A 26859-nucleotide genomic window follows, 5' to 3' on the forward strand; every position below is an offset into this window, starting at 1 on the left:
CGGGGATCGAAAAGCAGCTACAATAAAAGTAGAAAATTTAACACCATTGGGACGTTTTAGCCTGCTACCAGTCGGCGGGTTCTGTACTGACCAAAAATAAGTCTAACTTTCCAACTATGAATTCTTTCGATTCCGAACAGCAACACATCTTTGTCGAAACCAATAACATCCGCCTGCACTGCGTTTCTCAAGGAGAAGGCGAGCTCGTTCTCCTCCTGCATGGGTTTCCAGAGTTTTGGTACTCTTGGCGTCATCAAATTCCTGCTTTAGCGCGTCATTTCAAGGTGGTAGTGCCGGATTTGCGGGGCTACAACGATTCCGATAAGCCGGAAAGCGGCTATGATTTAGATACGCTGAGCGCGGATATTCGCGGTTTGATTGCGAGCCTCGGTTATACAAAAGCTCACGTTGTAGGTCATGATTGGGGAGGGGCGATTGCGTGGCACTTAGCTCAAAAATTCCCCGAACAACTCAACCGCTTGGCAATTTTAAACGCTCCGCACCCGCAGCGATTCATGCAGGAAATGGCGAGCAATTTAGATCAAATCCGCCGCAGTTGGTACGTTTTGGCATTTCAGGTTCCCGGCATTCCAGAATTGTTGATCCGCCAAAACTTGAAAGATTTTGTTCACAATGTTTTCCAAGGACAAGCTGTTCGCAAAGGATCTTTTAGCGCTGAGGAAACTAAGATTTATCAGACTGCTTTAGAAAAGCCGGGAGTATTGGCCGCCGCTATCAATTATTACCGTCAGATGTTTCACCCGCAGAGGCTTTGGAATTTGGGGCAGAAATTAGAACCTGTGACAGTACCTACTTTGGTGCTTTGGGGAGAAGAAGATGCGTTTTTGAGCCACAAACTGGTAGAAGGTTTAGACAGATTAATTACGGCTCCGTTTAAGTTGAAATTAGTTCCTCACTGTGGTCACTGGATTCAGCAGGAAGCGCCGCAAACGGTGAATCGAGAATTGCTGAGTTTTCTGAGAAATTCTTCTCGTTCTGTGGCTGTGGCATAGAAGGTTTTAAACATTGCAAATGAAAACCCGGTTTTACAGCTAAACCGGGTTTTCATCTGTCTAGGGATAGGTTTTTTTTAGGGTGCGTCGTGCCTAGAGTTTCTGGATTACCACAGAATTCAAGCTAGCTGACGCACCCTACTTATTGATCAGTCCCAGAGCAAATTTTCTTGGATCAGCAGTGCAATCATCGCAGTTCTGGAACAAACACCGAGTTTGATAAAAATCCGCCTCACGTAAGTAGCAACCGTCCAGTGACTGATATTTAAATTTTTGGCAATACATTTGTTTGGCAGGCCTTGGGCTACTAATTGCGCGATCGCTCTTTCGCGTGGGCTCAGGCTAATTTCCGGTTTGTAACTTTGGCTTTGCATATTTTTGCAATGAGGTAACGAGTTAAAATCTAATCAATTAAGGGTTGAATTCCGAGTTTTTCTCGAACTTCAGATAAAGGAGTTTCCCAATCAGATGCAACGTCCCAATTAATTAGCCGAGTGGCTAATTTTCCATGTTTTAAGCCTTTGATAATTTGTCCGATCGCGCATTTGCCGCCGATTAGTCCAACTAACACTAAAATCGCACAAGAAGGACGAAATACTTGAGCGCGAGTAAACGCTTGAAGTACCAGTTCATCTTCTGTTGAAGCTGAAAGACCGGTCAGCACGTGCCAAACGTCGTGGTTTCGCTGAATCCAGTCTCCCGATGCGATCGGCTCAAAGCCTTGTTCGTCTAGAAATCGCGCCACTTCGCACCCTAATGTTCCTGCTGGCAGTTGGCGCAACTTTGCCAAGTCTATTTCAAAGTGTCGATCGCTCTCTATTTGAGGATTAATTGTTTGAGCCATCTTTAATATAACTCCTAATTGACCGTCAGCCATAAGTTATTCTCCCTTCGACAATGATTTAAGTTTCGGGCAAATTAATTGGTGTTTGTCAAGTTCATTTTTGCGCTGAATCAAGACGACTTTTTTTTACCTACTCAACTTAGAAACCGTACTTTCTGCCACAGCAATTGGGTTTCAGGAGCTTTTACATTTCTTTACACACAGTCTCAGAGGTGAAATCTGCCAGTTGCCAAAATCTGGCTAGTGTTACTTGGGGCAACTTGACCCACCCGGAAGTAGCCGTAAAATCCACAGTATCTAGCGTTGATTGGAACTCCCTTACTTACGTATATAAATTTATTCTGCTGCTAATTATTAGAACTTGCAATGAGTCAGAAGTGGAAGCTTGCAGGCATCGTGATGCAGGTGCATACAAGTGAAGAGAGGTGAAGCGAGCTGAAGCAACGTGAAGTTATACAGAGTTGATTTGTCGGAATTACGCAGTAGTGCCCATCCCCCGTGGTTGCCGAATTTGTAGTGGCAATCATGGGGGATTGCCCGTATGTCGTTAGAATGTCGCTCAAATGAGTGACACTTATTTGAGCGACTGGCTAAGTATTTTCACCAACAGCTATAAATAGAGTAGAGATTCATACGAGGTGTTGCTGTGAAAAAACTTGACATTTGGTTATCCACAGGAGTTGTGTCATTAATTTGGTGCGCGGCTGCTAGCGCTACCACTTATGTTAATCCTAACGGTAAAACTACTTTAAATCTGTCAGAAAAAGGGAACAGTCCCAGCGGTTTTTACTTGACCAAAGTAGGCAATCGGGAATTTTTGGGCAATATTCAAATTACCCGTTCCGAAGGAGCAGCAGGCTCTTACTATTACAATGGGACTTTCAAAGACAGTGCGACCGGCCCTGGCAGAAAAATTGTTTGTTCTGGAGATATTGCCATTGTCAGGCGTCAAGTTGGAAGAAGCAGCCAATTGGGAGCCGAAGTTACTTGGAAGGTGAAAGGAGGAGAAAATTGTCCTTCTATGGGCCAGACATTTAAAGTAAATTTAGTCGAAGCTTTACCGCGTCCTAATGCAAGTGGCGACTATACTTCTAGCAATGCTAATACTTGGTCGAGTCAAACAAATGGTTTTGTAACTTGGCCTGCTTGGCGAGTCACCTCGCGAGATGGACAACTTAACTGCCGCAAGACCGCAAACGGAGCAATTCAACAAGTTTACCGCGCAGATAAAGATACAGTTGCTGCTGAACTTAGGGGAGCAAATGCTATTACGATGGCGAACGGTCAACCCTGGTTGCTGACAAGACAAGGCTGTTATGTGCGCGCTAATTCTCAATACATTCAGCCCGTTTCTATGCCGCAGTAAGTGACAAAAGTGATAAATAAGCTGCTGCTTATCTCAAAGCCTGACTTCTTAAATAAAGAAGTCAGGCTGCTGGGTGTTCTGTAGTTTTAAGTTGTTCTACTTAAAACCTGATTTGCGATTTAGTGGCCCAGCAGCATAGCTTCTTCTGCCAAATCTTGGCTTTCAATAACCTTCGGTTCCTTCAGGGTAAAAACACAAAGGAAGCAGACAACTACAGCAGCAGTTCCGAGTACCTCAAAGAAGCTGCGGTTGCCTGCAACTGTTTGGGGAAGAAAGCTATAAAGGGTGGCGTAAATTACAGAGCCGACACTGCCGTAAGCACCGATATTGCCGGCAATTTGACCAGTTACTTCTCGTTTGATTAAGGAGGCAATGCCAAAAGTTGCGCCTGCTGCGGCGAAGACAAAGAAGGCACATAACATGGTCACGATAATCACAATTGCTAAATGCCAGTTTGCCGTAATTTGGCTCATAATTAAATATCCCAATCCCACTCCGCCGATCGTCACTGTCAGCGTCCACTTGCGGCTGCCGATTTTGTCTGAAATTAAGCCTCCGGCTGGACGGCTGACCAAGTTCATCATGGGATAAGTAGCAGCTATGGGCCCAGCGATCGCATGATTTATATTGAAGGTGTGTTCAAAAAATTCCGGTAACATGGAAACCACAGCGAGCTCTGAACCAAAGCTGACTGCATAAGCTAATTCTAATAGGAATACTTGACTGATTTGATAGCGTTCTTGAGGTGGGTAATGTTTTTGACCGGTGACAACTTCTCGGTTAACTTGCCAGGCTTTGTAAGCCTGAATTAAATACAGTGCTGTCAAACTAATCCAAATAGCGTACATCACATTTGCAGTCAGAAAATTGGCTTTCTGCAAGCGCCACACGATCAAAGCTAAGGCACCAAATAGAGGAATATTGGTTATTGACAGTGCCCAAAAGCTTTTGGCGCTAGTGACTTCCATTGCGCCGTTGCGGGCCGGGCGCTGATAAACTTTGCCGGGAGGAGTGTCTTGAACGTTGCAGTAAAAAATGACTCCAAAAACTGCTGTGGCAATCCCAGTAAGGGCGATCGCCAGCCGCCAATTTGTGTGCCCGACTGAGAGAAAAGCTGTTCCTGCCGCGATCGCTGGTAACGCTGCTTCTGCGGCAAAAGAGCCAAAGTTACCCCAGCCGCCATAGATACCTTGAGCGAAGCCGATATCTTTTGGGGGAAACCATTCGGCAACTAAGCGAATGCCAACTACGAATCCAGCGCCGACAATTCCCATTGCCAAACGGCTCAAAACCAACTGATTGAAGTTTTGGGCAAAGGCGAATGCCAGTGTAGGAAATGCTGCATACACGAGGAGTGAAGAGAAGGTGATGCGAGGCCCGAAGCGATCGAGCAACATCCCAATAATAATACGTGCAGGAATTGCGAAAGCTAGGTTGCACAGACTGATGATTCTGGCTTGCCCAACTGTCAATCCCAAATCGTGCTGCACCGTTGTGCTGAAGGGTGCGTAGTTGAACCACACTACGAAAGTTAAGAAAAAAGCAAACCAACTCAGGTTCAGAATCCGAAAAGGCCCTCTGAACGATAAAAGTCCTTGAAGCATATATAACTTGTCCTAATAAATAATACAGATTATTAATTTCGAGTTGACTTTCTAACTGTTTGAGGTAACGGTTTTTTTACGATCGCGCTTTGATGTTGCGTTCCAATTCAAGTGGATGTCGAGAGGAAAAATTGTATACAAAGTTACTGTTTGTGCTCAAAACCCCACCTGGCGCATTGAATAAATGCAGATATTGCATTTAAATCTAATTTTAGTAATAAATGCTTATTGCGTTAAAATCCAAAAAACAGTATATTTGAATACAGAAATTAAATTTATTTTAAAAACAGGTAAGTAAAAATGCTTGTACGCTTAACCGAAAGAGAAACTCAGCAAGGCGATCGCCACTCAATCAGTGCCATGAACAACGGATTAAAGGTTAAATCAAGACTTTTTAGTTTCCTGACAGTATGTGTAGCAGTGGCTGGATGCTTGGGAACTGCTTCTGGGGCGATCGCCCAGGAAGCTCAACCGCAAGAAAAAGCACAGGCGATCGAGCAATCCAATCAGCAGCCAGTCAACAGCACGACAAGTCAACCTACTGCTGCGCCTCAATTCGATGCAGTAGCCCAAGAAGACATTGCTCAGATGTTGCTGGGATTTATCTATTTTGTTTTGCCAGTGGGTGTGGGCTTAAGTATTTTTCTGCACGACAAATATGCTCAGAAGCGCTCTGCTACTCTCAACCAGCAGATAGAAGTTTTAGAGATTTCCTTTCACCAAACTCCTCAACATTAAATAACGTGGTGAAATACTCTTATTTTAGAACCCCGACTTCATCGAAGAAGTCGGGGTTCTTTGTATTTTCTCAAATGCTTTATATCATTTCCGGTTACACCGGAATGATGTTGACGGTTTACGGTTTACGGTTGACAGTGAACAGTGAATAGTGAACAGTGAACTCGAATTTACTATTCCGATGCTAACGGATTTGATATTACCCCTAGATATTAAAAAAACAGAATAAACAGAGCCCCGACTTCTTTAAAAAGTCGGAGCTCTAACACCTATCGGATTTATTGACTAAAAAACTTAGATTTCTTCGCCCAAACCATCTACATCATCTACATCATCTACATCATCTACATCATCTACATCATCTACATCATCTACCTCAATAGGAGCGACAGAATTAGCAGAAACCAGAGCACCTGTCTCAAGTTTCTTTTTAACTAGCTCCTCAATTTCATTTTTGAAATCGATGTTTTTCTCCATGTGCTGGATCACTTTGTCTCGTCCTTGAGCTATGTTCTCTCCGTTGTAGCTATACCAAGAACCTTTTTTCAGAATTACTCCCATTTCGTCGGCTAAGTCAGTCAGACAGCCTAAAGTAGAAATGCCTTTGCCAAATACAATGTCAAATTCGGCAATACGGAAAGGCGGAGCAACTTTATTTTTAGCAACTTTAACTTTCGTGCGGTTGCCGTATTCTTCGGTACCTTTTTTCAAGCTTTGAATGCGGCGAATATCGAGCCGCACGCTGGCGTAGAATTTGAGTGCATTGCCGCCGGTTGTTGTTTCCGGGTTGCCGTAAGTTATGCCGATTTTCTGCCGCAATTGGTTGAGGAAAATGACGGTACAGCCGGATTTGCCGATGTTGCCGGTGATTTTCCGCAAAGCTTGGCTCATCAAGCGCGCTTGCAAACCCATGTGGGAGTCGCCCATGTCGCCTTCAATTTCGGCGCGGGGGACGAGGGCGGCTACGGAGTCAATTACTACGATATCGACGGCGACGGAACGCACGAGTTGATCGACTATTTCTAGGGCCATTTCGCCGGTATCCGGCTGGGAAACTAAGAGATTTTCAATATCGACGCCTAAAGCTGAGGCGTAGGTGGGATCGAGGGCGTGTTCGGCATCCACGAAGGCTGCGATACCGCCGGATTTTTGGACTTCGGCGATCGCGTGGAGGGCTAGAGTGGTTTTACCGGAACTTTCGGGCCCGTAAATTTCAATGACTCGGCCTTTTGGCAAACCGCCGCCCAAAGCAATGTCCAGCGTCAGGGCTCCGGTGGGAATGGTTTCTACCTTCATGCGAGTGGAGTCTCCCAATCGGACGATCGCCCCTTTGCCAAAGCTGCGCTCGATTTGGGAGAGTACGGAAGTTAAAGCTTTTTGCTTTTCTGAGTTTTCAGTGGAAGTTTTTATAGACGCTTCTTTTTTTGCCATTTGCGGTAAGCGGGTAGACCCCTTGCGGAGCTTGTTGATTAACTGTACAACACGTATGTTAGCAGTTATTTTTGGGGTCTGGAGGTTCTGGGAGGATCTGGTTGAAGATTCTTGATTTTGGGGAGGCCCCGGCCACTCGCGAGCTTTCACTCGGGCATGGGCCCGCGCAGGGCAAACAGGGCATACCTCACCACGCGATCGAACCGCTATAGTGGGTATCGATCGCTCCTTGAGTGAGGTGTGAAATACCCAAACTAAACGGAGTACCGTTATAATTCGGGCTTCGTGTCTCGTTTGCCGTCGCTCTATTGGGGATATTCATTGCTGAATATTCGTCCTCAAAGACGATCGGAGTCTTACACAGCATCTCTCGGCTTTTACGCCCTTTATCCCCTCGTAGGGAACCCACGCAGAAGTCCTATTTCCTAAGACCAAAAACTCTTTTCGTACAACAAACATGGGTTATTTTTTACAGCAGGGCATACCATACTAACCAGCGGTCTGCCTTTTCCTCCTTTCTCTCGCAGTTTCCCGGTAAGCATATTACTGCTACTATGACCGTTTTGTTATTACAGCCGAGTGAGTGGGTCGCAACCATTTATATATTAACTCAAATCAACTCTATATGCCAACTCTTTCTATATTTTTGTTTGGCTTATATCCCAACACCGAACCGGGTACAGTTACGGTGTGAGACTTACGCCAATTGAGTTAAGATGGTTTGCAGTTCCACGTTCCGTGAAGCGTAGCTATCCCGGAGGAAATCGCCACAATTAGGACAAGCATGGGATCTACAACACATCAAGACACATCTGTTAATACCAAAAATTCCCGCTGGCTGATGAACTTATTGGCGATCGGCATTTTACTAGGTATCGGATTTCGGTTTTTTGAGATTGATCGCAAACTGTACTGGCACGACGAAGCTTACACATCAATCCGCGCCGCTGGTTTCACCCGCCAAGAAATCGACAACGAACTATTCCAAAACCGGATTTTTACCGCACCCGAATTGCAAAAATATCAGCGGATTAAACCGGGAAGTACAGAAGCAGACACAATTCGTTCTTTAGCACTAGAAGACCCGCAGCATCCGCCTTTATACTTTCTTATGGCTCGTTGGTGGATGCAGGAATTTGGCAGTTCTCTAACAGAATCCCGCACTTTGCCAGCAATATTGAGTTTGCTGTCCCTGCCTTTGATGTACGCTTTAGCTGAGGAACTTTTCGCCTCGAATTTGGCGGCGTTATTAGCAACAGCACTTTTGGCTTTATCTCCCTTTGACATATTGTTTGCTCAGACAGCAAGGCAGTACAGTTTGCTGACAGCCACAGTTATTGGCAGCAGTTGGCTGCTGCTGAGAGCAGTGCGGTTGCGGGGTTGGAAAAATTGGGTATTTTACTCGCTGGCGATCGCCATTGGTTTCTACACTCACCCTTTTTTCAGTTTAACACTCATCGGACACGGAGTTTTTATAATTTCTTACTGGTTGTTTTTCAAAAAAACAAAATTGCGAGGTCATGTAATTAATTCCCAATTTTTTTTAGCAGTAACAGCAGCTTTAATATTGTATATCCCCTGGATTTACGTGCTGGCGACCAACCTGGAACGTGCCTCCTCTACGACAGATTGGACGCGAGTATCTCCGGGTTGGCTGTATCTTGTCAAATTGTGGACACTCAGCTTTACATCCTTATTTTTTGACTTCGACTTCGGGTTTGATAATATTTGGACTTATCTGCTGAGATTGCCATTTTTGCTGTTAATGGCGGCCGCCCTTTACAAAATCTGCCGCCGGACTAGCAGTTCAACTTGGCTGTTTATTGTAACATCAATTTTTGTACCTTTTTTGATCCTGGCGTTACCGGATCTAATCCTAGGCGGCAAACGTTCCGCCGTCAGCCGTTATCTGATTTCCTGCTTTCCGGGAGTGCAGCTAGCAGTTGCTTACTTGCTCGCAAGTAACGTGAAAACTCAGCAGCGGTTTTGGCAAGTCATTTTAGCCTTGGTATTTACAGCAAGTATAGCATCCTGTACCGTCAGCGCTTTTTCTGATACTTGGTGGAGCAAAGACTTGAGCTATTTTAATGCTGAAGTTGCGAAAATTATTAACAAAGAGGCGATAGCTAATCGGTCGATTAAAGATACAATTGTAATTAGCGATCGCGGCAACGATTTTACTAACATGGGAGATTTGCTTTCTCTGAGTTATTTGCTCGACAAAGACGTGCGGCTGATGCTGATGAGCGAGTCGCCAGATATGGAGATGCTGAACAAATATTCGGCTCCCCTGGTGTTCCGTCCTTCGGAAAAATTGCGATCGGCACTCAAGCAAAATCAACGTCGCTTAGAGCCGATATTGGAATATGCCAGACTGTTTCGAGCGCGGCGAGCTTCTTAGAGCAGATTGACAGAAATGGAAGCTCGTGCGCGGTAGGGTGCGTCAGTGGATTTTAGATTTTAGATTTATTCCACAGATGAATCTGGGAGATTAAACTTTGGTCTAAAATTTTTGGATATTCACGATAGGAGTACGTGGCATGGTATCGGTTTTTGGGCGGGGGCAGAAAAAACTGTTTGAATTGCCTCAAATATTTCGACTGACGCACCTTAAATCACTATTTGGGTATTTTTGTCCCTATTCCCGGTAAGGTGCGTCAGAAAAAAAACTGTGTGAGTTATCTCAAGTATTGGGGCTGACACACCCGACATCATCAGCAATAATTATTTGAATACTTAGGATAAAACGCAATGCAAGAGTTAAATAATTCATCTTCCGAATCCGCGCAGAAGTTTCGCAATCTTCAGACAGAATTACGCGAACGTTGGCGAGCAATCGAAGAATTCGACGGCGGAGATTGTGACATTATTATCATTCCTTCTCTCAGCTTAGATCAGCAAGAAATGCAGAAAGTTGAGGGTGCTTACCATTACGAAGAGCGGCATTTATTTTCATTGATTCGCCTGCGAAATCCCCGCACGCGCTTAATTTACATTACCTCGGAGCCCTTGCACCCAATGATTGTGGATTATTACCTGCAATTGCTGCCGGGAATACCATTTTCTCATGCGCGCGATCGGCTTGTGCTATTCAGTGCTTACGATGCTTCTGCCAAATCCCTCACACAGAAAATTTTAGATCGTCCCCGCTTAATGGAGCGCATTCGTCAAGCAGCGCGGCCGACAAAATCCTATATGGTTTGTTATAACTCGACGCCCTTGGAACGCGAGTTATCTGTTCAATTGGGGATTCCTTTGTGGGCTAGCGATCCCGATCTGTTATACTGGGGAACCAAAAGCGGTAGCAGGCAAATTTTTAAAGAATGTGGCGTGCCTTATCCTGACGGTTCCGAGTTGGTTTGGAATGCGGAAGATTTAGCGGAAGCTGCGGCCGAGTTGTGGGCGCGGCAGCCGCATTTGCAGCGGATAGTAATTAAGTTAAATGAAGGTTTTTCGGGGGAAGGAAATGCAATTTTAGATCTGAAGTCCCTCGCAGGTAAAGCGCCTACAGAAAGAGCGAAGGCAATTGGCGAGCACTTCCATAATTTGCGCTTTCAAGCAACGGGCGAAACCTGGGAAAATTTTAGCAGCCGCATTCCCGAATTAGGGGCAATTGCCGAAGCATTTATCGAAGGAGAAGAAAAGTTCTCGCCCAGCGTTCAAGGCAGAATTGTCCCCAGTGGCGAAGTAGAAATTCTCTCAACCCATGACCAAATTTTAGGAGGCCCAGACGGTCAAATTTTCTTGGGTTGCCAATTTCCGGCGGACGAATCTTATCGAATAGCGTTGCAGGAGTTGGGATGGAAAGTAGGGAAAAATTTAGCCGAAAAAGGTGCTTTAGAGAGATTTGGAGTAGATTTTCTCGCGGTGCGGCAATCAGACGGCAACTGGGATATGCAAGCAATAGAAATTAACTTGCGGAAAGGAGGCACAACTCATCCGTTTATGGCGCTGAAGCTCTTAACAAATGGTCGGTACGATCGTACTACCGGATTATTTTACAGCCTGCAGGGCCGTCCGAAATATTATGTCGCTTCGGACAATTTGAAAAAAGAGCGTTATAGGGGATTATTACCGAACGATTTGATGGATATTATTGCTGACAATCAACTGCATTTTGACAGCGGTACAGAGACGGGGAGTGTGTTTCATTTAATGGGTTGTTTGTCGGAGTTTGGCAAATTAGGAGTGACGAGTATCGGCAATTCGCCGCAAGAAGCTGAGGATATGTATAACAAAGTTGTGAAAGTTCTCGATCGCGAAACGTCAGGCGATTTGAGGTTTGAGATTTGAGATTTGAGATTTGATCCAGCCAGTCAGCTTAGATCCCCGGCTTCTTGAAGAAGTCGGGGATCTAATATCCCTCGCGTTTTGTATAGCAAACGATCAGACGATTAGGATGTTCTTAATCACTCAAATCATTGCTATTATTGAATTGGCCTTCTTGGTTCCATTAGAGCTAATTTTTAGCGGGATAAATGGGCGTGGGATCGATCGAACCTGTGCGGTTGAGCGGCCAAAAACGCACAATCGCCCTACCGATAATATTTTGCTTGGGTACAAAGCCCCAGTAATGGCTGTCACAGCTTGCGTTGCGGTTGTCGCCGAGCACCAAGTAAGAATTTGGAGCTACAACTACAGGCCCGTAGGGATACTGCGGAATTTCTTCAATATATTTTTCCTGTAGCGGCTGCTTGTTAATAAAAACTTTTCCATCTCTGACTTCCACACTGTCCCCCGGTAGTCCGATCACTCGCTTGATATAGGCATCTTTGATCGGTGGCGGCTGTCCCGTGCACAAACTAGCCTGGTCAGGAGGCATAAATACGATAATATCTCCTCGCTGGGGCTCTTGGAATCGATAGCTTACCTTATCTATAATTAATCGATCGTTAATTTGTAAGGTTGGGAGCATCGAGCCGGTGGGAATGTAGCGTGCTTCGGCAACCAGGGTGCGGATACCAAAGGCCAAAAATGCTGCTAAGCCGATCGTCTTAATTCCTTCAATCCAAGGATTTTCGGTGTCTTGCGGAGGTTTTTCGTCGGCTGACTTGTCTAGACGAGTCATAGGGTATTGTAGTGACTGAGCTGGATACGAATTATAAACTTAATAATGCTTCCATGCTAGCACGCTGTTTACTGAATTAAGGATATCTTATGACTCCCCAATCAAGTTTGTTAATCCGTCGCGCTCGCATTCTTTTGCCGAATGGTGAGTTTTTGGTAGGAGATGTGCAAATCTGCGATCGCCAAATTGTCAAAGTTGCTGCGGAAATTGTCGAATCGGGCGATCGCGAAATAGATGCGCTCGGCTTAACTCTGTTACCCGGAGTAATTGACCCGCAAGTACACTTCCGGGAACCCGGTTTAGAACACAAGGAAGACTTATTTACGGCTAGCTGTGCGTGCGCTAAGGGTGGCGTGACTTCGTTTTTGGAAATGCCAAATACGCGACCTCTGACTACAACCCAAGCTGCCTTAGATGATAAACTAAGTCGCGCTGCCGAGAAGTGTTTGGTGAATTACGGCTTTTTTATTGGTGCAACGCCCGAGAATTTGCCGGATTTGTTGAATGCGAATCCGACGCCGGGAATTAAGGTGTTTATGGGTTCGATGCACGGTCAGTTGTTGGTCGATGGAGAAGCAACTTTAGAGCAGATTTTTGCTGCAGGCGATAGACTAATTGCCGTGCACGCAGAAGACCAAGCTAGAATCAACCAGAGGCGTCAGGAATTTGCCGGGATTTCCGATGTTGCCGTGCACTCGCAAATTCAAGACAATCAAGCAGCTTTATTGGCCACTCAACTAGCAGTAAAACTTTCTAATAAATATCAGAGGCGACTGCACATTCTGCACCTTTCAACGGGGGATGAAGCTGAGTTTTTGCGCCAGGAAAAACCGAGTTGGGTAACAGCAGAAGTTACGCCGCAGCATTTGTTGTTAAATACCAGCGCCTATCAAAAAATTGGCAGTTTAGCTCAGATGAATCCGCCTTTGCGCGAGCCCCGCGATAACGAAATACTTTGGCAAGCTTTACTCGACGGCGTAATTGATTTTATCGCCACCGACCACGCGCCGCATACATTAGCAGAAAAAGCTCAAGATTATCCGAATACGCCGTCTGGAATGCCGGGAGTCGAAACTTCTTTGCCTTTGATGCTGACGCAAGCAGTAGAAGGAAGATGTACAGTGGCGCAAGTTTCTCATTGGATGTCGGCGGCTGTTGCTAAGGCTTATAAGATTCCAAACAAAGGGGCGATTGCTCCGGGTTTTGACGCCGATTTAGTCTTAGTTGATTTGGAGAACTACCGCCCGGTGGTCGGAGCAGAGATGGCGAGCAAGTGCGGCTGGAGTTCCTTTGAAGGTTGGAGTTTGACTGGATGGCCAGTTGTGACTGTTGTGGGAGGAAAAGTTGTTTTTGAGAATGGTAAATTGGATACAAATGTGAGGGGAGAAGCATTGACATTTGACGCTAAGTAAGAACGAATTTAACTCAAGTGTTATAATTGGGTATTCCCGCTCGCAAAGACGATATTACCCATGCTTCTCCAAGAACTAGAAACACAACTCCTGGCCTTAACTCCTACTGAGAAAGCTGAAGCCATCCGGCTTTTAACCCAAAGTTTAAACAATAGCTGGCCAGGAATTACCAAAACTCCCGACGTGTGTGGCGGCGATGCTTGCATTGCCAAAACTCGCATCCCAGTTTGGCTGCTTGAAAGTTTTCGCCGTGAAGGTTCAAGCGATGCTGAACTTCTACAATTTTATCCCCATCTCAGCGCGGCCGATCTAGTCAATGTTTGGACTTATGCTGATGCACATCTGGAGGAAATCGAAGAAGCAATCTGCAAGAATGAGGAAGCCTGAGTCATGCTGAATTTGTATGCAGACGAACAATTTCCTTTGCCCGTTGTGCAATTGCTGCGCGCTTTTGGTCACAATATCCTGACGGTTCAGGAAGCAGGAAAAGCAGGACTTGGGATTCCAGATCCAGAGGTGCTAGCATTTGCTATAAGCAAAGATAGAGCTGTTTTGACATTAAATCGGTTTGATTTTATCGGACTGCACAACCGGCAGCCCGACCACGCTGGTATTATTGTTTGTACCAAAGATAGGAACGTAGAAAAGTTGGCAACACGCATTAATGATGCTATTGCTGGTGAGGAAACTTTGAGAGGTAAATTGATTCGAGTCAACCGCCCGCCACAGTAAATTCGATCGCCTTTTCTCAAATTTCCCATTGCCCATCCAATAAGTCGCCATTACTAATCACTTCAATTTGCCGCCCGTTATATAGATAACTTAAAGAAATTTGCAAATAATTATCTGGTTTGTACTGCAATCTTTCCGGCCATTCGATCGCCACAATTCCCAAATCCATTTCTAACCCGTCCCAATAACTTTCTAAGTGCAAAGCCTCCACTTCTTCGGGTTCTAGTCTATATAAATCTAGATGATACAGCGGAACTCGCCCTTCAAAATACTCGTTAATCAGCGTAAAAGTAGGACTCTCAACCGAGTCTGATATTCCTAAACCTTCAGCGATACCTTGAACCAAGGTAGTTTTGCCAGCACCTAAATCTCCTTGTAATAAGATTACAGTGCCGGGGGGGAGCGATCGACCTAACGCAGCACCAAACTTGCGCGTAGCCTCAGAATCGGGAAGCAAAGTTTTCATTTCAATAATTAGTCATTAGTCATTTATTATTTGTTATTTGTTATTTGTTATTTTTACTCGCTGGTGGCTGCCAATAACCAATAACTAATAACATTAGTCAACAGTCAACAGTCAACAGTCAACATTCAGCAGCTTAAATGTTTTGTGCGCGGCCGTACCAACGCAGCAACATCCCCGCCAACCTTTGAGAATTGTGGCGAATTAAACCCGTATTTTGATCTTCATCCATGACATTGGCGATGACAACTCGCCGCCCCAATTGCGTCACGGCTTCTCGATCGAGTACAACCGGATAAGAATTCTCCTGAGAATAGCGGATCAAAGCTTTTGCAGAAGGGACTTTTCCTTGAACTACTACAGCATCGAACAGCGGCCTGCCGCAAGCGCGGTCGATCGCCCGAATGTGGTCTGCAACACTGTATCCGTCTGTTTCCCCCGGCTGAGTCATAATATTGCAAACATAAATGCGCGGAACTTCGCTGTTGGCGATCGCATCAGCAATTTCCGGCACCAACAAATTCGGAATGACACTCGTATAAAGACTCCCCGGCCCAATAATAATAAAATCCGCTTCCCGAAGTGCTTGGGCTACCCTGGGCAACGCCGGAGGATTAGCAGGAGTGCAGCCAATTTTGATGATTTGCCCGTTAGCTTTTGTAATGCTGGACTCCCCCTCAATCCTCCGGCCGTCAGCGAGCTCTGCCCACAAAGAAACATCGCTCAGAGTAGCCGGCAGCACCTCTCCCCTAACTGCTAAAACTTTAGAACTCGCGGCGATCGCCTGTTCCAAATCTCCAGCAATATCGCTCATCGCCGTCAAAAACAAATTCCCAAAACTGTGACCCACCAAACCGTCACCAGCCCTGAAACGATATTGAAATAACTCAGTTAATAACTTTTCCTCATCTGCCAAAGCCGCCAAACAATTGCGAATGTCTCCCGGCGGCAATACCCCAATTTCCCGTCGCAGCCGCCCGGAAGACCCCCCATCATCCGCCACCGTGACAATAGCAGTGATTTTGGCGCTGTAATCCTTCAATCCCCTGAGCAAATTAGAAAGACCCGTACCGCCCCCAATTGCCACAATTTTCGGGCCGCGGTGCAAGCGGCGGTGGTTGAGAAGTCGATCGACCAATTCCTCATTCCCTTCGGGCATCAACACTTGAGTAATAGAGTTCAAACTGCGAGTTTGCCCCCACAGAATTAACAAAATCCCGCCAGCAATGATGATCGGCCCCGACACGTAATTGGGAATAACTTCCGCAATCCACGCCAAAAAATTTCTCAACAATTGCAATAAGAAGAAAATGGGAGTCATCCCAGTCCAAATTGCTAAACCCAAAGTGGCAAGTACCACGCCGCTGGCACTGATCAGCAGCCACCGTTTCACTAAAAGTCCGGGGGCTAACCACTTAAACCACTGGTGAACTCGCCCGTGCCGCAAAGAAGGGGGGTAAGGATTTCTGGATTGGGCAAAAACCTGCTTGGCTTTAGCCAAGACACGGAGGGCTTTAGGAAGTGAACTAATTGACATGGTTAATTAGTCTTAAGGGTATTGGAACAGCTCGAGCTGACAAATTTACAATACAAGAGAGTTTTGATTTTGGCAGTCAATTTTAGTTATTAGTCATTAATCATTAGTCAGGAGTCATTAGTCATTAGCTAGACTGAGGACTGAGGACTAATAACTTATTGATAACATTTTATGGCTGAGCCACTAATCGAACTCAAGGGGGTAAGTAAGTCCTTCGGCCAGAACCCGATCCTCGATCGAGTCGATCTGAGGATTTATCGGGGAGAAGCCCTGGCAATTATTGGCCCTTCCGGGACGGGGAAATCTACGATTCTGCGGATAATTGCGGGTTTGTTGGCCCCGGATGCCGGTGAGGTTTTTGTTCAGGGACAGCGCAGGGTCGGATGGGTGGACGACGTGGCAGATCCGATCGGAATTGGGATGGTGTTTCAGCAAGCGGCTTTGTTTGATTCGCTGACGGTGGAGGAGAATGTCGGTTTTTTACTTTACCAGCATTCTAAGCTGCCGCGCCGCCGCATTCGGGAATTGGTGCAGGAAAAGTTGGAGATGGTGGGTTTGCCGCGAATTGGCGAACGCTATCCGGCGCAGTTGTCTGGGGGAATGAGGAAGCGGGTAAGTTTTGCCCGCGCTATCATGGCGAATCCTGATAATGACAGGGATAATCCAGAGGTTTTGCTGTACGACGAACCGACGGCGGGTTTAGATCCGATCGCTTCGACGGTAATTGAAGATTTAATCCGCGACTTGCAGGCGGCCCAAGGTGTTTGCAGCACTTATGCGATCGTCACTCACCAAGACAGTACCATCCGCCGCACTGCCGATCGCATCGTGTTTCTTTATCAAGGCAAAGTGCAGTGGGAGGGAACCGTCAATGACATTGCATCGACAGATAATTTACTGATCAGACAATTTTTTAGCGGCAGTGTTACTGGGCCTATTCAAGCGCTTGGATAGTCATTAGTTATTAGTCATTAGTCATTAGTCATTAGTCATTAGTTATTAGTCATTAGTTATTAGTCATTAGTCATTAGTCATTAGTCATTAAAGTCGAGGTAATATGGCTACAAAAAGTTTTCAGGAGTTGCGGGTTTATAAATTATCAGAACGACTAGCTGATGAAATTTGGACAACTGTTAACACTTGCGAGCCATTTCCAAAAAATACGATCGGCCAACAAATTGTCCGTTCAGCCGATAGCGTCGGTGCTAACATAGCAGAAGGAGTCGGACGAGGCAGCTATCAAGACAATAAACGTTTTGTCAAGATAGCTAGAGGTTCTTTATATGAAACTCAACACTGGTTGAGACGAGCTTACACTCGAAACCTTTTAACTGTTGAACAAGTCAATATATTCACAGCAATCATTAATGACTTAGCTCCTCAATTAAACTCCTACCTACAATCTATCGGAGCATCCCCTAAAAATCACGATCAATAACTCACAAATAATAACTGAGGGCTAACAACTAACAACTAATGACTAATGACTAATGACTAATGACTAATGACTAATGACTAATGACTAATGACTAATGACTAATGACTAATGACCAATGACTAAGGAGGTAATATGCGATCGCGAACTGTAAGAGAAGGTTCTGTCGGGTTCTTAATTTTAGTAGGAATCGGTTTATTTGGCGGCTTAGTGCTCTGGCTGCGGGGCGTGCAGCTAGGGAACCGCAGCTACAAATTCGCCGTAGAATTTGGCAGCGCCCAAGGAATGCAAATAGGCACGCCCATCAGGTATCGTGGGGTTGCAGTCGGTAAAATTACCGCCCTCAAACCGGGTTCCAACGGCGTAGACGTGACGCTGGAGATTGCCCCCGGTACTTTAGTGATTCCCAGGGATGTTACGATCGAAGCGAATAAATCGGGTTTAATTGGCGAATCGTCGATCGACATTACCCCCAACTCGATTTTGCCAGAATCCTTACTTACCGCCAATCCCGTTAGTGCCGACTGTCCCCCTGAGATTATCTGCCAAAATTCGCGCTTAAAAGGTCAAGCTGGAGTCACTATCGACGAACTAATTAAATCCACAGTCCGCCTAGCTAATTTCTACACTGACCCTGCGCTGTTCAACAATATTAAATCCCTGGCAGAAAATACAGCTAACACAGCTAAAGGTGCAGCTAAACTCACTCAAGATTTATCGAATTTAACTCAAACTGCCCAAACCGAAATCAAAAATTTAAATCAATCTGTCAGGGGAGACATTGGGACATTGAATCAATCGGTTAAAACCGAAATAGCCAGTTTGAATCAATCATTAAAGGGAGAAGCCAGCAGTTTAAATCAATCATTAAAGGGAGAAGCCAGCAGTTTAAATCAATCGCTAAAAGGGGAAATATCAGGAATTGCCGCTGATGTTTCTAAAGTAGCAGCTACGGCGGACACTTCCACAAAAGCCGTATCTGCCGCTGCGATAAATTCTGCTAATTCAGTAACTCAAGCAGCCAATCAAATTACATTAACAGCCAACCAAGTCAATTCTTTAGTAGCAACCAACCGCGGCAGTTTAGTCTCAACTCTAAATAACATCAATCAAAGCAGTCAGGAACTGCGGGTAGCTGTCAGCAGTTTGAGTCCGACAATTAATCGAATCAACCAAGGACAATTGCTGAACAATTTAGAAGTTTTATCAGCGAATGCTGCCCAAGCTTCTAGTAATTTGCGAGATTTATCCAGCCAGGTAAATAATCCCGCCACTTTGTTATTATTGCAGCAAACTCTAGATTCTGCACGAGCTACCTTTCAGAACGTGCAGAAAATTACTTCCGACGTGGATGATTTGACGGGAGATCCGGCTTTCCGCAACAATATTCGCAGGTTGTTCAACGGATTAGGAGGCTTGTTGGGTTCGACAGAACAACTGCGACAGCAAGTTAAAGTTACTCAAACATTAGCTCCCCTTTCTGAGAAAGTAAATGCGAGTACGCCTGCCAGAAATCAATCAGTAGAGCCTGGATTTCCCAGCTTGCAAAAACAGCCAAAATTGCCTGTTATACCTTCTCAAACTGCAAGATCAGCAGAACCATTTGCTCCCGAAAATACTCCTTAAAACAGGGTATCATTGAATAACCGCAATTATTGCAAGATTCGTGACTTCCTCTAGTTAGTAAGGTGCGTAATGCACCACGATTACAGCTAGTTAGTAGGGTGTGCATTGCACACCCCGATATTAAAGTTCTTGTGCAAATCCTATTTAAAAAAACTGTGTGAAGCGAAACCGAGAAAACCAATGACGCAAACATTATCGAAACCGGAAGAAACAAAAAACAAGTATACTATAACTTGGGAAAAATTGCCAGGCGACTTTAAATTACCCGACGCTCCTGTTGAAAACATCGACCAACCACTTTTAGCCGCGGCCCTCCGAGAAGCCTTGGATATCGCAGGATTTATCCTAGCTTCAATGCTAGTAGCTTCCAATTTTGGACTGTGTGCCAAAGTTAACGACAAAACAGTAGTAAAAGCACCAGATTGGGTGTACGTTCCCTCGGTATTGCCAGCAGAACCAGGAGAAGTTCGTCGCAGTTATACGCCCAATGCTGAGGGAGAAGTCCCCGCAGTAGTAATGGAATTTTTATCGGATACTGACGGCAGTGAATATTCAAATAAACCGACATATTCTTACGGAAAATGGCGGTTTTATGAGCGAATTTTGCAAGTGCCGATTTATGTAATTTTTGAACCAAAATCGGGAGTTTTGGAAGTGTACAGACTATCGAATTCGGGAGAGTACGAATTGCAAGAACCGGATACTAATCAGCGATTCTGGATAGAATCAATGGGTTTATTTCTGGGGGTTTGGGAAGGTGAAAAATCTCAGAGAACGGGTTATTGGTTGCGCTGGTGGGATGAGAATGGCAATTTGCTGCTGTGGGGTGCGGAACGGGTGGAACAGGAACGCCAGAGGGCCGAAGAGGAACGCCAGCGCGCCGATCGACTAATGGCATACTTGAGGAGTCAGGGTATCGATCCTGATGGCATTTGAAGGTGTGAAAGGTTGATCGACCTTTCGGCCATTAATCCAATCCCATTTTGATTGCACAATCGAGTCAGCCAGGGCGTTTTAGATTAAAAATAACCACCATTAAGGAGCGATCGACATGACTGCAACAACATTAGAAGAAAAATTAGATCGGCTTCCTGATGACTTAGCCTCAGCACTAGAAGCGGAACGTCAGCGTGATCCTGAACTCGAATCTTTGCTAGCGCGTTACCGAGCTCGGTTTGGCGAATTGCCTGAGAGTAACGGCTAAAAAGTAAGGGTGCGATCGCCCTTCACCGATCGAGATCGCCCGCGTGTTATTGTTACCTAAATGTCCTTGACAAATCTTAGATTTTGTGTGGGAGCTATAATTGGTTTCAAATTTTAAATGGCGAAGGGCGATCGTTTTGCGATCGAACTTGGGCATTCTAGAGATTAGGTGCTTTGCGAGTGCCTGGAAAACAGCGACACCAAGAGTTAGCAATGGAAAGCACACAAAAAAAATCTAGTGATAGTCGGGTTCATCGGAGCGATCGAATTAAGCAGATTTTTGCGTTAGTATCAATGGTTGGCTTTGGTGGTTCGGCAATTTTTGGTATGGTGAGTCTGTTCGGCAGCGGTTTGAGCAGCCAGCACCAGCAAAAATCTGCTCCGGTAGCAGTTTCTCAGGAATCTTTGCTAGCGGCGCAGGAACGGGGATATGAGACGGTTTTGCAGCGGGAACCGCAAAATCCGACGGCTCTGGAGGGATTGGCCAATGTGCGGTTGCAGATGAATAATAAGGTGGGGGCGATCGAGCCTTTGGAGAAGTTGGTGAAGCTAAATCCCGATCGGACTGATTATAAGGCGCTGTTGGAGCAGGCGAAGCAGAAGTAGTAGCGGAAAGTGAGGAGTTCAGATGTATCTACTCCATTGGCTTCTGTGCAATCTCCCCTACCATCGCAATATCTACCCATATCATCGTTAATTATCATTTTATTTTATCTCAAGGTTATAGCATGGCAATTTTCGTTCCGAGCCTAAAGAAAAGCGGGCATTTAAATAATATTCACGTAACACTATGCCTCGTTGGCTCTCGTAAGATCGCAGACAAAGATGACTATGGGAGTCAGGGGTGGGATATTTTTGCACCCAATCTTACTATCTATGGATTCGATGCTGATGAAGCTGCTTGTCATGAGGCTAACGCCACGATAGAAGCTCGAAAAATAAATTGGACTGAAAAACATATTCCACTAGCTCTGGGAAATTCGGTCGGAACATCCACCATTTACATTACTAAATACCCAGGTTGCAGTTCACTATATCCTCCCAGCGATTTCTATATTGAGCGGTTTGTCGGAAATTCTCAGCTAATTGAGCTAGTTTCTACAGCGGAAGTTGAGATAACAACTTTAGATTTTTTTTGCCAATCAGAAGCAGTTAACGAGATTGATTTTATACAATTAGACGTTCAGGGGGCAGAGCTTCTGGTTTTAAAAGGAGGTTCTAAGATTTTAAAAAGCAGCACGCTAGCGATTGTAACAGAAGTAGAGTTTACAGAAATATACAAGGGTCAACCTTTGTTTGGGGATGTAGATGTGTACCTTAGAGAACAAGGATTTACACTTTTTGATTTATGTAATATACATCGTGACGGTCGCCGAATGCCTGTAGTGTCACCGGACCATTATGGAGCCTTAGTCTGGTCTGATGCTTTTTATTTTCGGGATCTGATTCGGGAAGACTTGAATACAGAGTTAAAGACACCAGATCAAATACTAAAATTAGCTTGTATCGCTGATGTTATGAACTTTCCTGACTATGCTTTGGAACTTCTAGCGTATTTGACCCTGCAATATGGCGACGATATAAGATATAACTTGGCTGACAATATTATAGAGAGCTTAGCGGGAATTCCAGAGCTAGTTAAGCTGGGACTAAGTTCATTGCCTATTATTGCTAAAATTCGAGATTACAGCAGCGGTTACAGTGCCACATCTGTGTTAAACGATCAAAGTAATTGGCAACAAAGAGGTAATTCATGCTTGTTGTTAGGAGAGTATCCTAAAGCAGCGAGTATATATGAGCAAGCTATAGAAGCTGAACCAAACATCAAATCCCACTATTGGCATTTGGGGTTGATGCTGCTTTTACAAGAGCAAGAAGCCGAAGCTCTAACAGTCTGGTTCACCGGTATACTTGAGGAGAATGCAGAACAAATCGAAGAATGCACATCTGAACTAATAGGAGTTATACAAACAGAAGCACAGCGCCGAGAAAGAGTCACCGACTATGCTGTTGCTCGCATACTCCGGCAACACATCCGGGAATTAGATCCCACCGACATAAATAATTTGTTAAAGATTGTCGCTCTTTCTATTAATATGAATAGTTTTACCAATCAAGACTTAATATCCTTGGGAATTGTTGAGTTGTTGCGCTCGGAGTTGTACCCCGTTAATTCCGATTTACTGTTACAAGTTCTTCAAAGCATTTTAGATTGTCTACCCTACGAACAATCTACCCTGGAATTTGCAACAGCTTGTCAGCGTTATGCCTCCGATTTTCAAGCATTTGTTAAGGTATTGATGCTAGCTAACCCTAAAATCCCAGACACCCAAAATGTAGACGCTCCTACTCAGAAATATTCATATTTAGACGAAGAAACTATTATTGATAAATATTTAAACCTATTAAATATAGAACACAAATACTGTGTCGATATAGCTGCTAGTGATGGGATAACTATGTCAAACACTTATTTTTTATACAAGCAAGGGTGGAGTGGGTTAGCAGTAGAATATGATAGCCAACTATTTACCAAATTAGCACTTAGGTATACAGAATTTGAAAAAGTAAACTTAAGTAAGTGCATGGTGACACCTGAAAACGTAGTTTCTCTTATGAAAACACATCAAGTCCCAGAAAAATTTAGTTTGCTCAATCTTGATATAGATGGTTATGATTATTTTGTATTAGACAAAATACTTAGTTCATTTAGACCTTTGTTGATTAGCGTAGAAATAAATGAAAAGATCCCACCACCTGTAAAGTTTACTGTTAACTATAGCCCCAATTATGTTTGGAATAACGATCACTTTTTTGGTCAAAGTATTTCACAGTTAAATATTCTGTGCCAACAGTATAACTATGCTATCGTAGAGTTACATTATAATAATGCTTTCTTGATTCCTCAAGAAATCAGTCCAGTAACTTCACTTACACCAGAGGAAGCCTACAGAAGGGGGTATCTTGATAAACCCGACCGGAAAAATAAATTTCCGTGGAATGCTGATATAGAGCAAGTTCATAATTTATCTCCTCAAGAAGCCTTGATTTATATCACTAACTTTTTTTCTAAATATGAAGGACAATTTACCTGCTACATATAATTTTAGTAATTAGGCATTTAATGAAAATAATTTAAAGTTTTAAGTGGTCAGATGCCTAATCTAAGGAAACGGTAATCCAACAAACAAGGTAAAGACAGGCTGTAAAAATGGACAATAATATTTCAAATTCGGATATAAATGCCTACGCTATGTTCAAAAAAGTTACTGTTCACCCAGTCAGCTATACAACCATTCAGTCTGCTGTTGAAGCCATTGAAGGTTTCATGGTTCCAGGGCAAGAAGAGTACCTTTTTAATAAAGTAAAGTCCCTCCCCAATGATGCTGTAATCGTTGAAATAGGAGCGTACAAAGGACGCTCCACCGTTGCCATGTCCTATGCCTGCATAGGCACTAATCGAAAAATTTATTGCATAGATACATGGGACGGAAATGATACGGACTTTGTGGACAGAAACTTTTTTGATATATGGCAAGAAAATATAGAAAAAAATGGATTATCTCAATATGTAGTACCATTGCGGGGTTATTCGCATGAAATATTAAGCCAGTGGGAAGGATTAACAGGAGACAAAGCTATTGATTTTATTTTTATTGATGGTTCTCATCAGTTTTTAGACGTTTTGAAAGACTATGAGCAGTCACTCCCCCTAGTCAAAGATGGGGGATGGATAGCGTTTCACGACGTTGTACCTACTTGGCCTGGTTCGGAACGTGTATGGCACAATATTGCCAAACATCGCTTGCTCAATCATGAGTATTCGTCCACTCTCGCCTGCGGTCAAAAAATTTCTACTGCTTTCTCCCCTACTTCATCACCCGAATTACCGATTCACTTCTTTACTATTGTCCTCAATGGTGAACCATTCATCGAGTATCACATAGAAGTATTTAAACAACTCCCCTATAAATGGCATTGGCATATAGTCGAGGGTGTAGCGGACTTGAAGCATGATACAGCGTGGTCTTTGGGAAATGGCGGACGTATTACCGACGAAATCCACTCCCAGGGACGCAGCAATGACGGCACAGCAGAATACCTAGACGAACTGGCACAGCTATATCCAGAAAATGTTACTGTTTATCGTAAACCAGAGGGTATTTTCTGGGAAGGCAAACGTGAAATGGTGAATGCACCACTACCTAATATTCGCGAGGAGTGTTTGCTGTGGCAAGTGGATGTGGATGAATTGTGGACTGTTGAGCAACTGTGTACTGCCCGATATATGTTCATCAATAATCCTGAAAAAACCGCTGCTTTTTATTGGTGTTGGTATTTTGTCGGAGAGAATCTGGTTATTAGCACTCGCAACTGTTATGCTCAGAACCCAGCACAAGAATGGTTGCGAACTTGGAGGTTCAAGCCTGGTCACGCCTGGGTACGTCATGAACCCCCCATCTTAGCTGAACCTTTACCCAATGGTGATTTGAGAAATGTGGCAGAGTTCAATGTTTTTCGACACGAAGAAACAGAAAACCTCGGATTAGTTTTCCAGCACTTTGCTTATGTGATACCAGAACAATTGAGGTTTAAAGAACAATATTATGGCTATACCAATGCTCTCTCGCAATGGACAGCTTTGCAGCAGCAGACTAAATTTCCAGCTCTATTACGCCAGTATTTAGGCTGGGTGCAGGATGAAACAACCGTTGATACTGCCGAGTCCTGCGGTGTAGTTCCGATCGCACAGAAAGAACTTAAAGGCGCGGGTTGGCATTTTCTAGGATCAGATGATTTACAAAATAAAACTTTAATAAGCCCCAGGGAAGATCCTAAAATTATCATTGATGGCGTGTTTTTCCAACTCTACAGCACAGGAATTGCTCGTGTCTGGAAATCTTTGCTAGAAGAATGGGCCAAAAACGGTTTTACCAAGCATATCGTAGTTCTTGACAGGGCTGGAACTGCACCAAAATTTTCTGGAATCTGGTATCGCAATGTACCACTTTATGACTACGGAAGCACGGATGCTGACCGCGAAATGTTGCAGCAAGTCTGCGATGAGGAAGGTGCTGATTTATTTATCTCCACTTACTATACAACGCCACTATCAACCCCTTCTGTGTTCATGGCTTATGACATGATTCCTGAAGTTTTAGGAGCGAATTTTAATGAACCTATGTGGCAAGAAAAGCACTATGCGATTCGCCACGCATCTGCATACATTTCAATTTCAAAAAATACAGCGCGTGATCTGATAAAGTTCTTTTCCGAGATTTCTTCAGAGTTGGTAACAGTTGCTCACTGTGGACTTTCAAGTATTTTTTCACCAGCGCGCCAAGAAGATATTAATAGTTTTAAAACCAAGTATGGGATATCCAAACCCTACTTTATTTCTGTCGGAGGTGGATCGGACTATAAAAATATTAAATTATTCTTTCAAGCTTTTGGTCAACTTGCCAGCAAACAAGGTTTTGAAATTGTGTGTACAGGGAGTGGAGTGTTATTAGAATCCGAATTGAGAGCTTATACTTCAGGTTGTGTAGTTCACAAGCTGCAACTCAATGATGAGGAGTTGAGATTAGCTTATGCTGGTGCTGTTGCATTGGTTTATCCATCAAAATATGAAGGATTTGGCTTGCCTATACTGGAGGCGATCGCCTGCGGTTGTCCTGTCATTACTTGTCCTAATTCTTCTCTTCCAGAAGTTGCAGGCGAGGCGGCATTATATGTGAACGATCGGGATGTTGAGGGTTTAGCCGATGCACTTTGCGAGGTACAAAAACCGAAGGTTCGCAACTCATTAATCGCGGCTGGGTTGGAACAAGCCAAAAAGTTCTCTTGGTCAAAAATGGCGACAACGGTTAGTTCAGCGCTAATTGACGCAACTTTAGTGCGTTTAAACTTGAAAGAAATTAATCTAATTATTTTTCCAAATTGGACGCAGCCAGAAGAGTCTCTTGGTTTAGAATTGGAACGAGTAGTGAGGGCGATCGCAACTCACCCAGACAAAAGTAAGATCACTCTCATGATATACTACAGCAACATTAATGACGAAGATGCTTATTTAGCTTTGTCTAGTGTGGCGATGAATCTGCTGATGGAAGAAGATCTAGATATCTCCGAAGGGTCGGAAATTTCCCTGATAAGACAATTAAGTGAAATTCAGTGGGAAGCTCTGATGCCACGTCTTTATGGAAGAATGCTTTGGGAAAAGGAAAATAGAGAGGCGATCGCATATCAGAAAGCCACAACTCTTCCTTCATATGAACTGGATAGCTTCAGCAACAAGAAAGTTGTTCAATTAGAAACCGGAGCATGGCATATGCAATAGTATAATTTTGTCTATTAGAAAGAAGACACGGACACCGGCAACTGACCCAT

24 protein-coding genes are annotated in these 26859 nt (G+C 44.3%); 16 read left to right on the plus strand and 8 right to left on the minus strand.

Translation table 11 applies throughout. The features are described 5' to 3' along the window. The first annotated feature begins 116 nt into the window (after positions 1-116). Positions 117-1013, plus strand: coding sequence for an alpha/beta hydrolase (locus QUA36_RS01045; RefSeq protein WP_333455009.1), 897 nt, complete (start codon positions 117-119; stop codon positions 1011-1013). A gap of 149 nt (positions 1014-1162) precedes the next feature. Here QUA36_RS01045 and QUA36_RS01050 read toward each other — a convergent pair whose 3' ends face one another. Further along, a complete protein-coding gene (locus tag QUA36_RS01050; protein ID WP_333159671.1) occupies positions 1163-1387 on the minus strand; it encodes a helix-turn-helix transcriptional regulator in 225 nt (74 codons plus the stop codon). Positions 1388-1416: 29 nt separating this feature from the next. Continuing rightward, positions 1417-1890, minus strand: coding sequence for a Coq4 family protein (locus QUA36_RS01055; RefSeq protein ID WP_333159669.1), 474 nt, complete (start codon positions 1888-1890; stop codon positions 1417-1419). A gap of 613 nt (positions 1891-2503) precedes the next feature. Here QUA36_RS01055 and QUA36_RS01060 point away from each other — a divergent pair. Next, on the plus strand, positions 2504-3223 hold the full coding sequence (locus QUA36_RS01060; RefSeq protein ID WP_333159667.1) for a hypothetical protein: 720 nt from the start codon (positions 2504-2506) through the stop codon (positions 3221-3223). Positions 3224-3342: 119 nt separating this feature from the next. Here the strand turns inward: QUA36_RS01060 and QUA36_RS01065 are convergent, their stop codons facing one another. Next, positions 3343-4827: a NarK family nitrate/nitrite MFS transporter gene (locus QUA36_RS01065; RefSeq protein WP_333455012.1), complete on the minus strand. Its 1485-nt coding sequence runs from the start codon at positions 4825-4827 to the stop codon at positions 3343-3345. A gap of 300 nt (positions 4828-5127) precedes the next feature. Between QUA36_RS01065 and QUA36_RS01070 the strand changes: the two genes are divergently transcribed. Further along, positions 5128-5565, plus strand: coding sequence for a hypothetical protein (locus QUA36_RS01070; protein ID WP_333159663.1), 438 nt, complete (start codon positions 5128-5130; stop codon positions 5563-5565). A 294-nt stretch (positions 5566-5859) separates the two neighbouring features. Here QUA36_RS01070 and recA read toward each other — a convergent pair whose 3' ends face one another. Together recA and QUA36_RS01080 are read right to left on the minus strand one after the other, a co-directional pair. Next, positions 5860-6996: a recombinase RecA gene (recA, locus tag QUA36_RS01075; protein WP_333159661.1), complete on the minus strand. Its 1137-nt coding sequence runs from the start codon at positions 6994-6996 to the stop codon at positions 5860-5862. A 187-nt stretch (positions 6997-7183) separates the two neighbouring features. Further along, positions 7184-7363 carry a hypothetical protein gene (locus QUA36_RS01080; RefSeq protein ID WP_333453388.1) on the minus strand — a complete coding sequence of 60 codons (180 nt, stop codon included), beginning with the start codon at positions 7361-7363 and terminating at the stop codon, positions 7184-7186. Positions 7364-7780: 417 nt separating this feature from the next. Between QUA36_RS01080 and QUA36_RS01085 the strand changes: the two genes are divergently transcribed. Both QUA36_RS01085 and QUA36_RS01090 read left to right on the plus strand, forming a co-directional pair. Beyond that, positions 7781-9397: a glycosyltransferase family 39 protein gene (locus QUA36_RS01085; protein ID WP_333455014.1), complete on the plus strand. Its 1617-nt coding sequence runs from the start codon at positions 7781-7783 to the stop codon at positions 9395-9397. A gap of 350 nt (positions 9398-9747) precedes the next feature. Next, on the plus strand, positions 9748-11289 hold the full coding sequence (locus QUA36_RS01090; RefSeq protein ID WP_333159653.1) for a peptide ligase PGM1-related protein: 1542 nt from the start codon (positions 9748-9750) through the stop codon (positions 11287-11289). A gap of 166 nt (positions 11290-11455) precedes the next feature. Here QUA36_RS01090 and lepB read toward each other — a convergent pair whose 3' ends face one another. Next, complete coding sequence (gene lepB / locus QUA36_RS01095) at positions 11456-12064, minus strand: signal peptidase I (RefSeq protein ID WP_333159651.1); 609 nt, start codon at positions 12062-12064, stop codon at positions 11456-11458. Between the two features lie 89 nt (positions 12065-12153). Here lepB and QUA36_RS01100 point away from each other — a divergent pair, with 89 nt between their 5' ends. The 3 genes from QUA36_RS01100 to QUA36_RS01110 are packed head-to-tail and all read left to right on the plus strand — an operon-like array spanning position 12154 to position 14208. After that, entirely contained in the window at positions 12154-13476 is a 1323-nt protein-coding gene (locus QUA36_RS01100; protein WP_333455017.1) for a dihydroorotase, read from the plus strand. 60 nt (positions 13477-13536) lie between these two features. Continuing rightward, on the plus strand, positions 13537-13863 hold the full coding sequence (locus tag QUA36_RS01105) for a DUF433 domain-containing protein (protein WP_333159647.1): 327 nt from the start codon (positions 13537-13539) through the stop codon (positions 13861-13863). 3 nt (positions 13864-13866) lie between these two features. Then, positions 13867-14208, plus strand: coding sequence for a DUF5615 family PIN-like protein (locus QUA36_RS01110; protein ID WP_333159645.1), 342 nt, complete (start codon positions 13867-13869; stop codon positions 14206-14208). Between the two features lie 16 nt (positions 14209-14224). On the opposite strand, the gene tsaE is transcribed toward QUA36_RS01110, so the two are convergent. Both tsaE and QUA36_RS01120 read right to left on the minus strand, forming a co-directional pair. Further along, positions 14225-14674: a tRNA (adenosine(37)-N6)-threonylcarbamoyltransferase complex ATPase subunit type 1 TsaE gene (gene tsaE / locus QUA36_RS01115; protein ID WP_333455019.1), complete on the minus strand. Its 450-nt coding sequence runs from the start codon at positions 14672-14674 to the stop codon at positions 14225-14227. A 133-nt stretch (positions 14675-14807) separates the two neighbouring features. After that, positions 14808-16208, minus strand: a complete 1401-nt coding sequence (locus tag QUA36_RS01120) for a gluconeogenesis factor YvcK family protein (RefSeq protein ID WP_333159641.1) — start codon at positions 16206-16208, stop codon at positions 14808-14810. Between the two features lie 171 nt (positions 16209-16379). On the opposite strand from QUA36_RS01120, the gene QUA36_RS01125 reads away from it, so the two are divergent. The 8 genes from QUA36_RS01125 (at position 16380) to QUA36_RS01160 (ending at position 26809) form a co-directional block, all read left to right on the plus strand. Then, complete coding sequence (locus QUA36_RS01125; protein WP_333159639.1) at positions 16380-17162, plus strand: ATP-binding cassette domain-containing protein; 783 nt, start codon at positions 16380-16382, stop codon at positions 17160-17162. 103 nt (positions 17163-17265) lie between these two features. Then, the gene (locus QUA36_RS01130) at positions 17266-17646 is read left to right on the plus strand and encodes a four helix bundle protein (RefSeq protein WP_333455022.1); all 381 of its coding nucleotides are present in this window, start codon (positions 17266-17268) and stop codon (positions 17644-17646) included. A gap of 132 nt (positions 17647-17778) precedes the next feature. Next, positions 17779-19269, plus strand: coding sequence for an MlaD family protein (locus tag QUA36_RS01135; RefSeq protein ID WP_333455023.1), 1491 nt, complete (start codon positions 17779-17781; stop codon positions 19267-19269). 180 nt (positions 19270-19449) lie between these two features. After that, entirely contained in the window at positions 19450-20205 is a 756-nt protein-coding gene (locus QUA36_RS01140; protein ID WP_333455025.1) for a Uma2 family endonuclease, read from the plus strand. A gap of 115 nt (positions 20206-20320) precedes the next feature. Next, positions 20321-20473: a hypothetical protein gene (locus QUA36_RS01145; RefSeq protein ID WP_333455027.1), complete on the plus strand. Its 153-nt coding sequence runs from the start codon at positions 20321-20323 to the stop codon at positions 20471-20473. 212 nt (positions 20474-20685) lie between these two features. After that, the gene (locus tag QUA36_RS01150) at positions 20686-21078 is read left to right on the plus strand and encodes a tetratricopeptide repeat protein (RefSeq protein WP_333455029.1); all 393 of its coding nucleotides are present in this window, start codon (positions 20686-20688) and stop codon (positions 21076-21078) included. 122 nt (positions 21079-21200) lie between these two features. Further along, entirely contained in the window at positions 21201-23576 is a 2376-nt protein-coding gene (locus QUA36_RS01155) for an FkbM family methyltransferase (protein WP_333455031.1), read from the plus strand. 107 nt (positions 23577-23683) lie between these two features. Next, the gene (locus QUA36_RS01160; RefSeq protein WP_333455033.1) at positions 23684-26809 is read left to right on the plus strand and encodes a class I SAM-dependent methyltransferase; all 3126 of its coding nucleotides are present in this window, start codon (positions 23684-23686) and stop codon (positions 26807-26809) included. Positions 26810-26859: the final 50 nt, after the last annotated feature.

Origin of the sequence: Microcoleus sp. Pol10D4 (genome assembly GCF_036701555.1) — a bacterium.
GTDB lineage: Bacteria > Cyanobacteriota > Cyanobacteriia > Cyanobacteriales > Microcoleaceae > Microcoleus.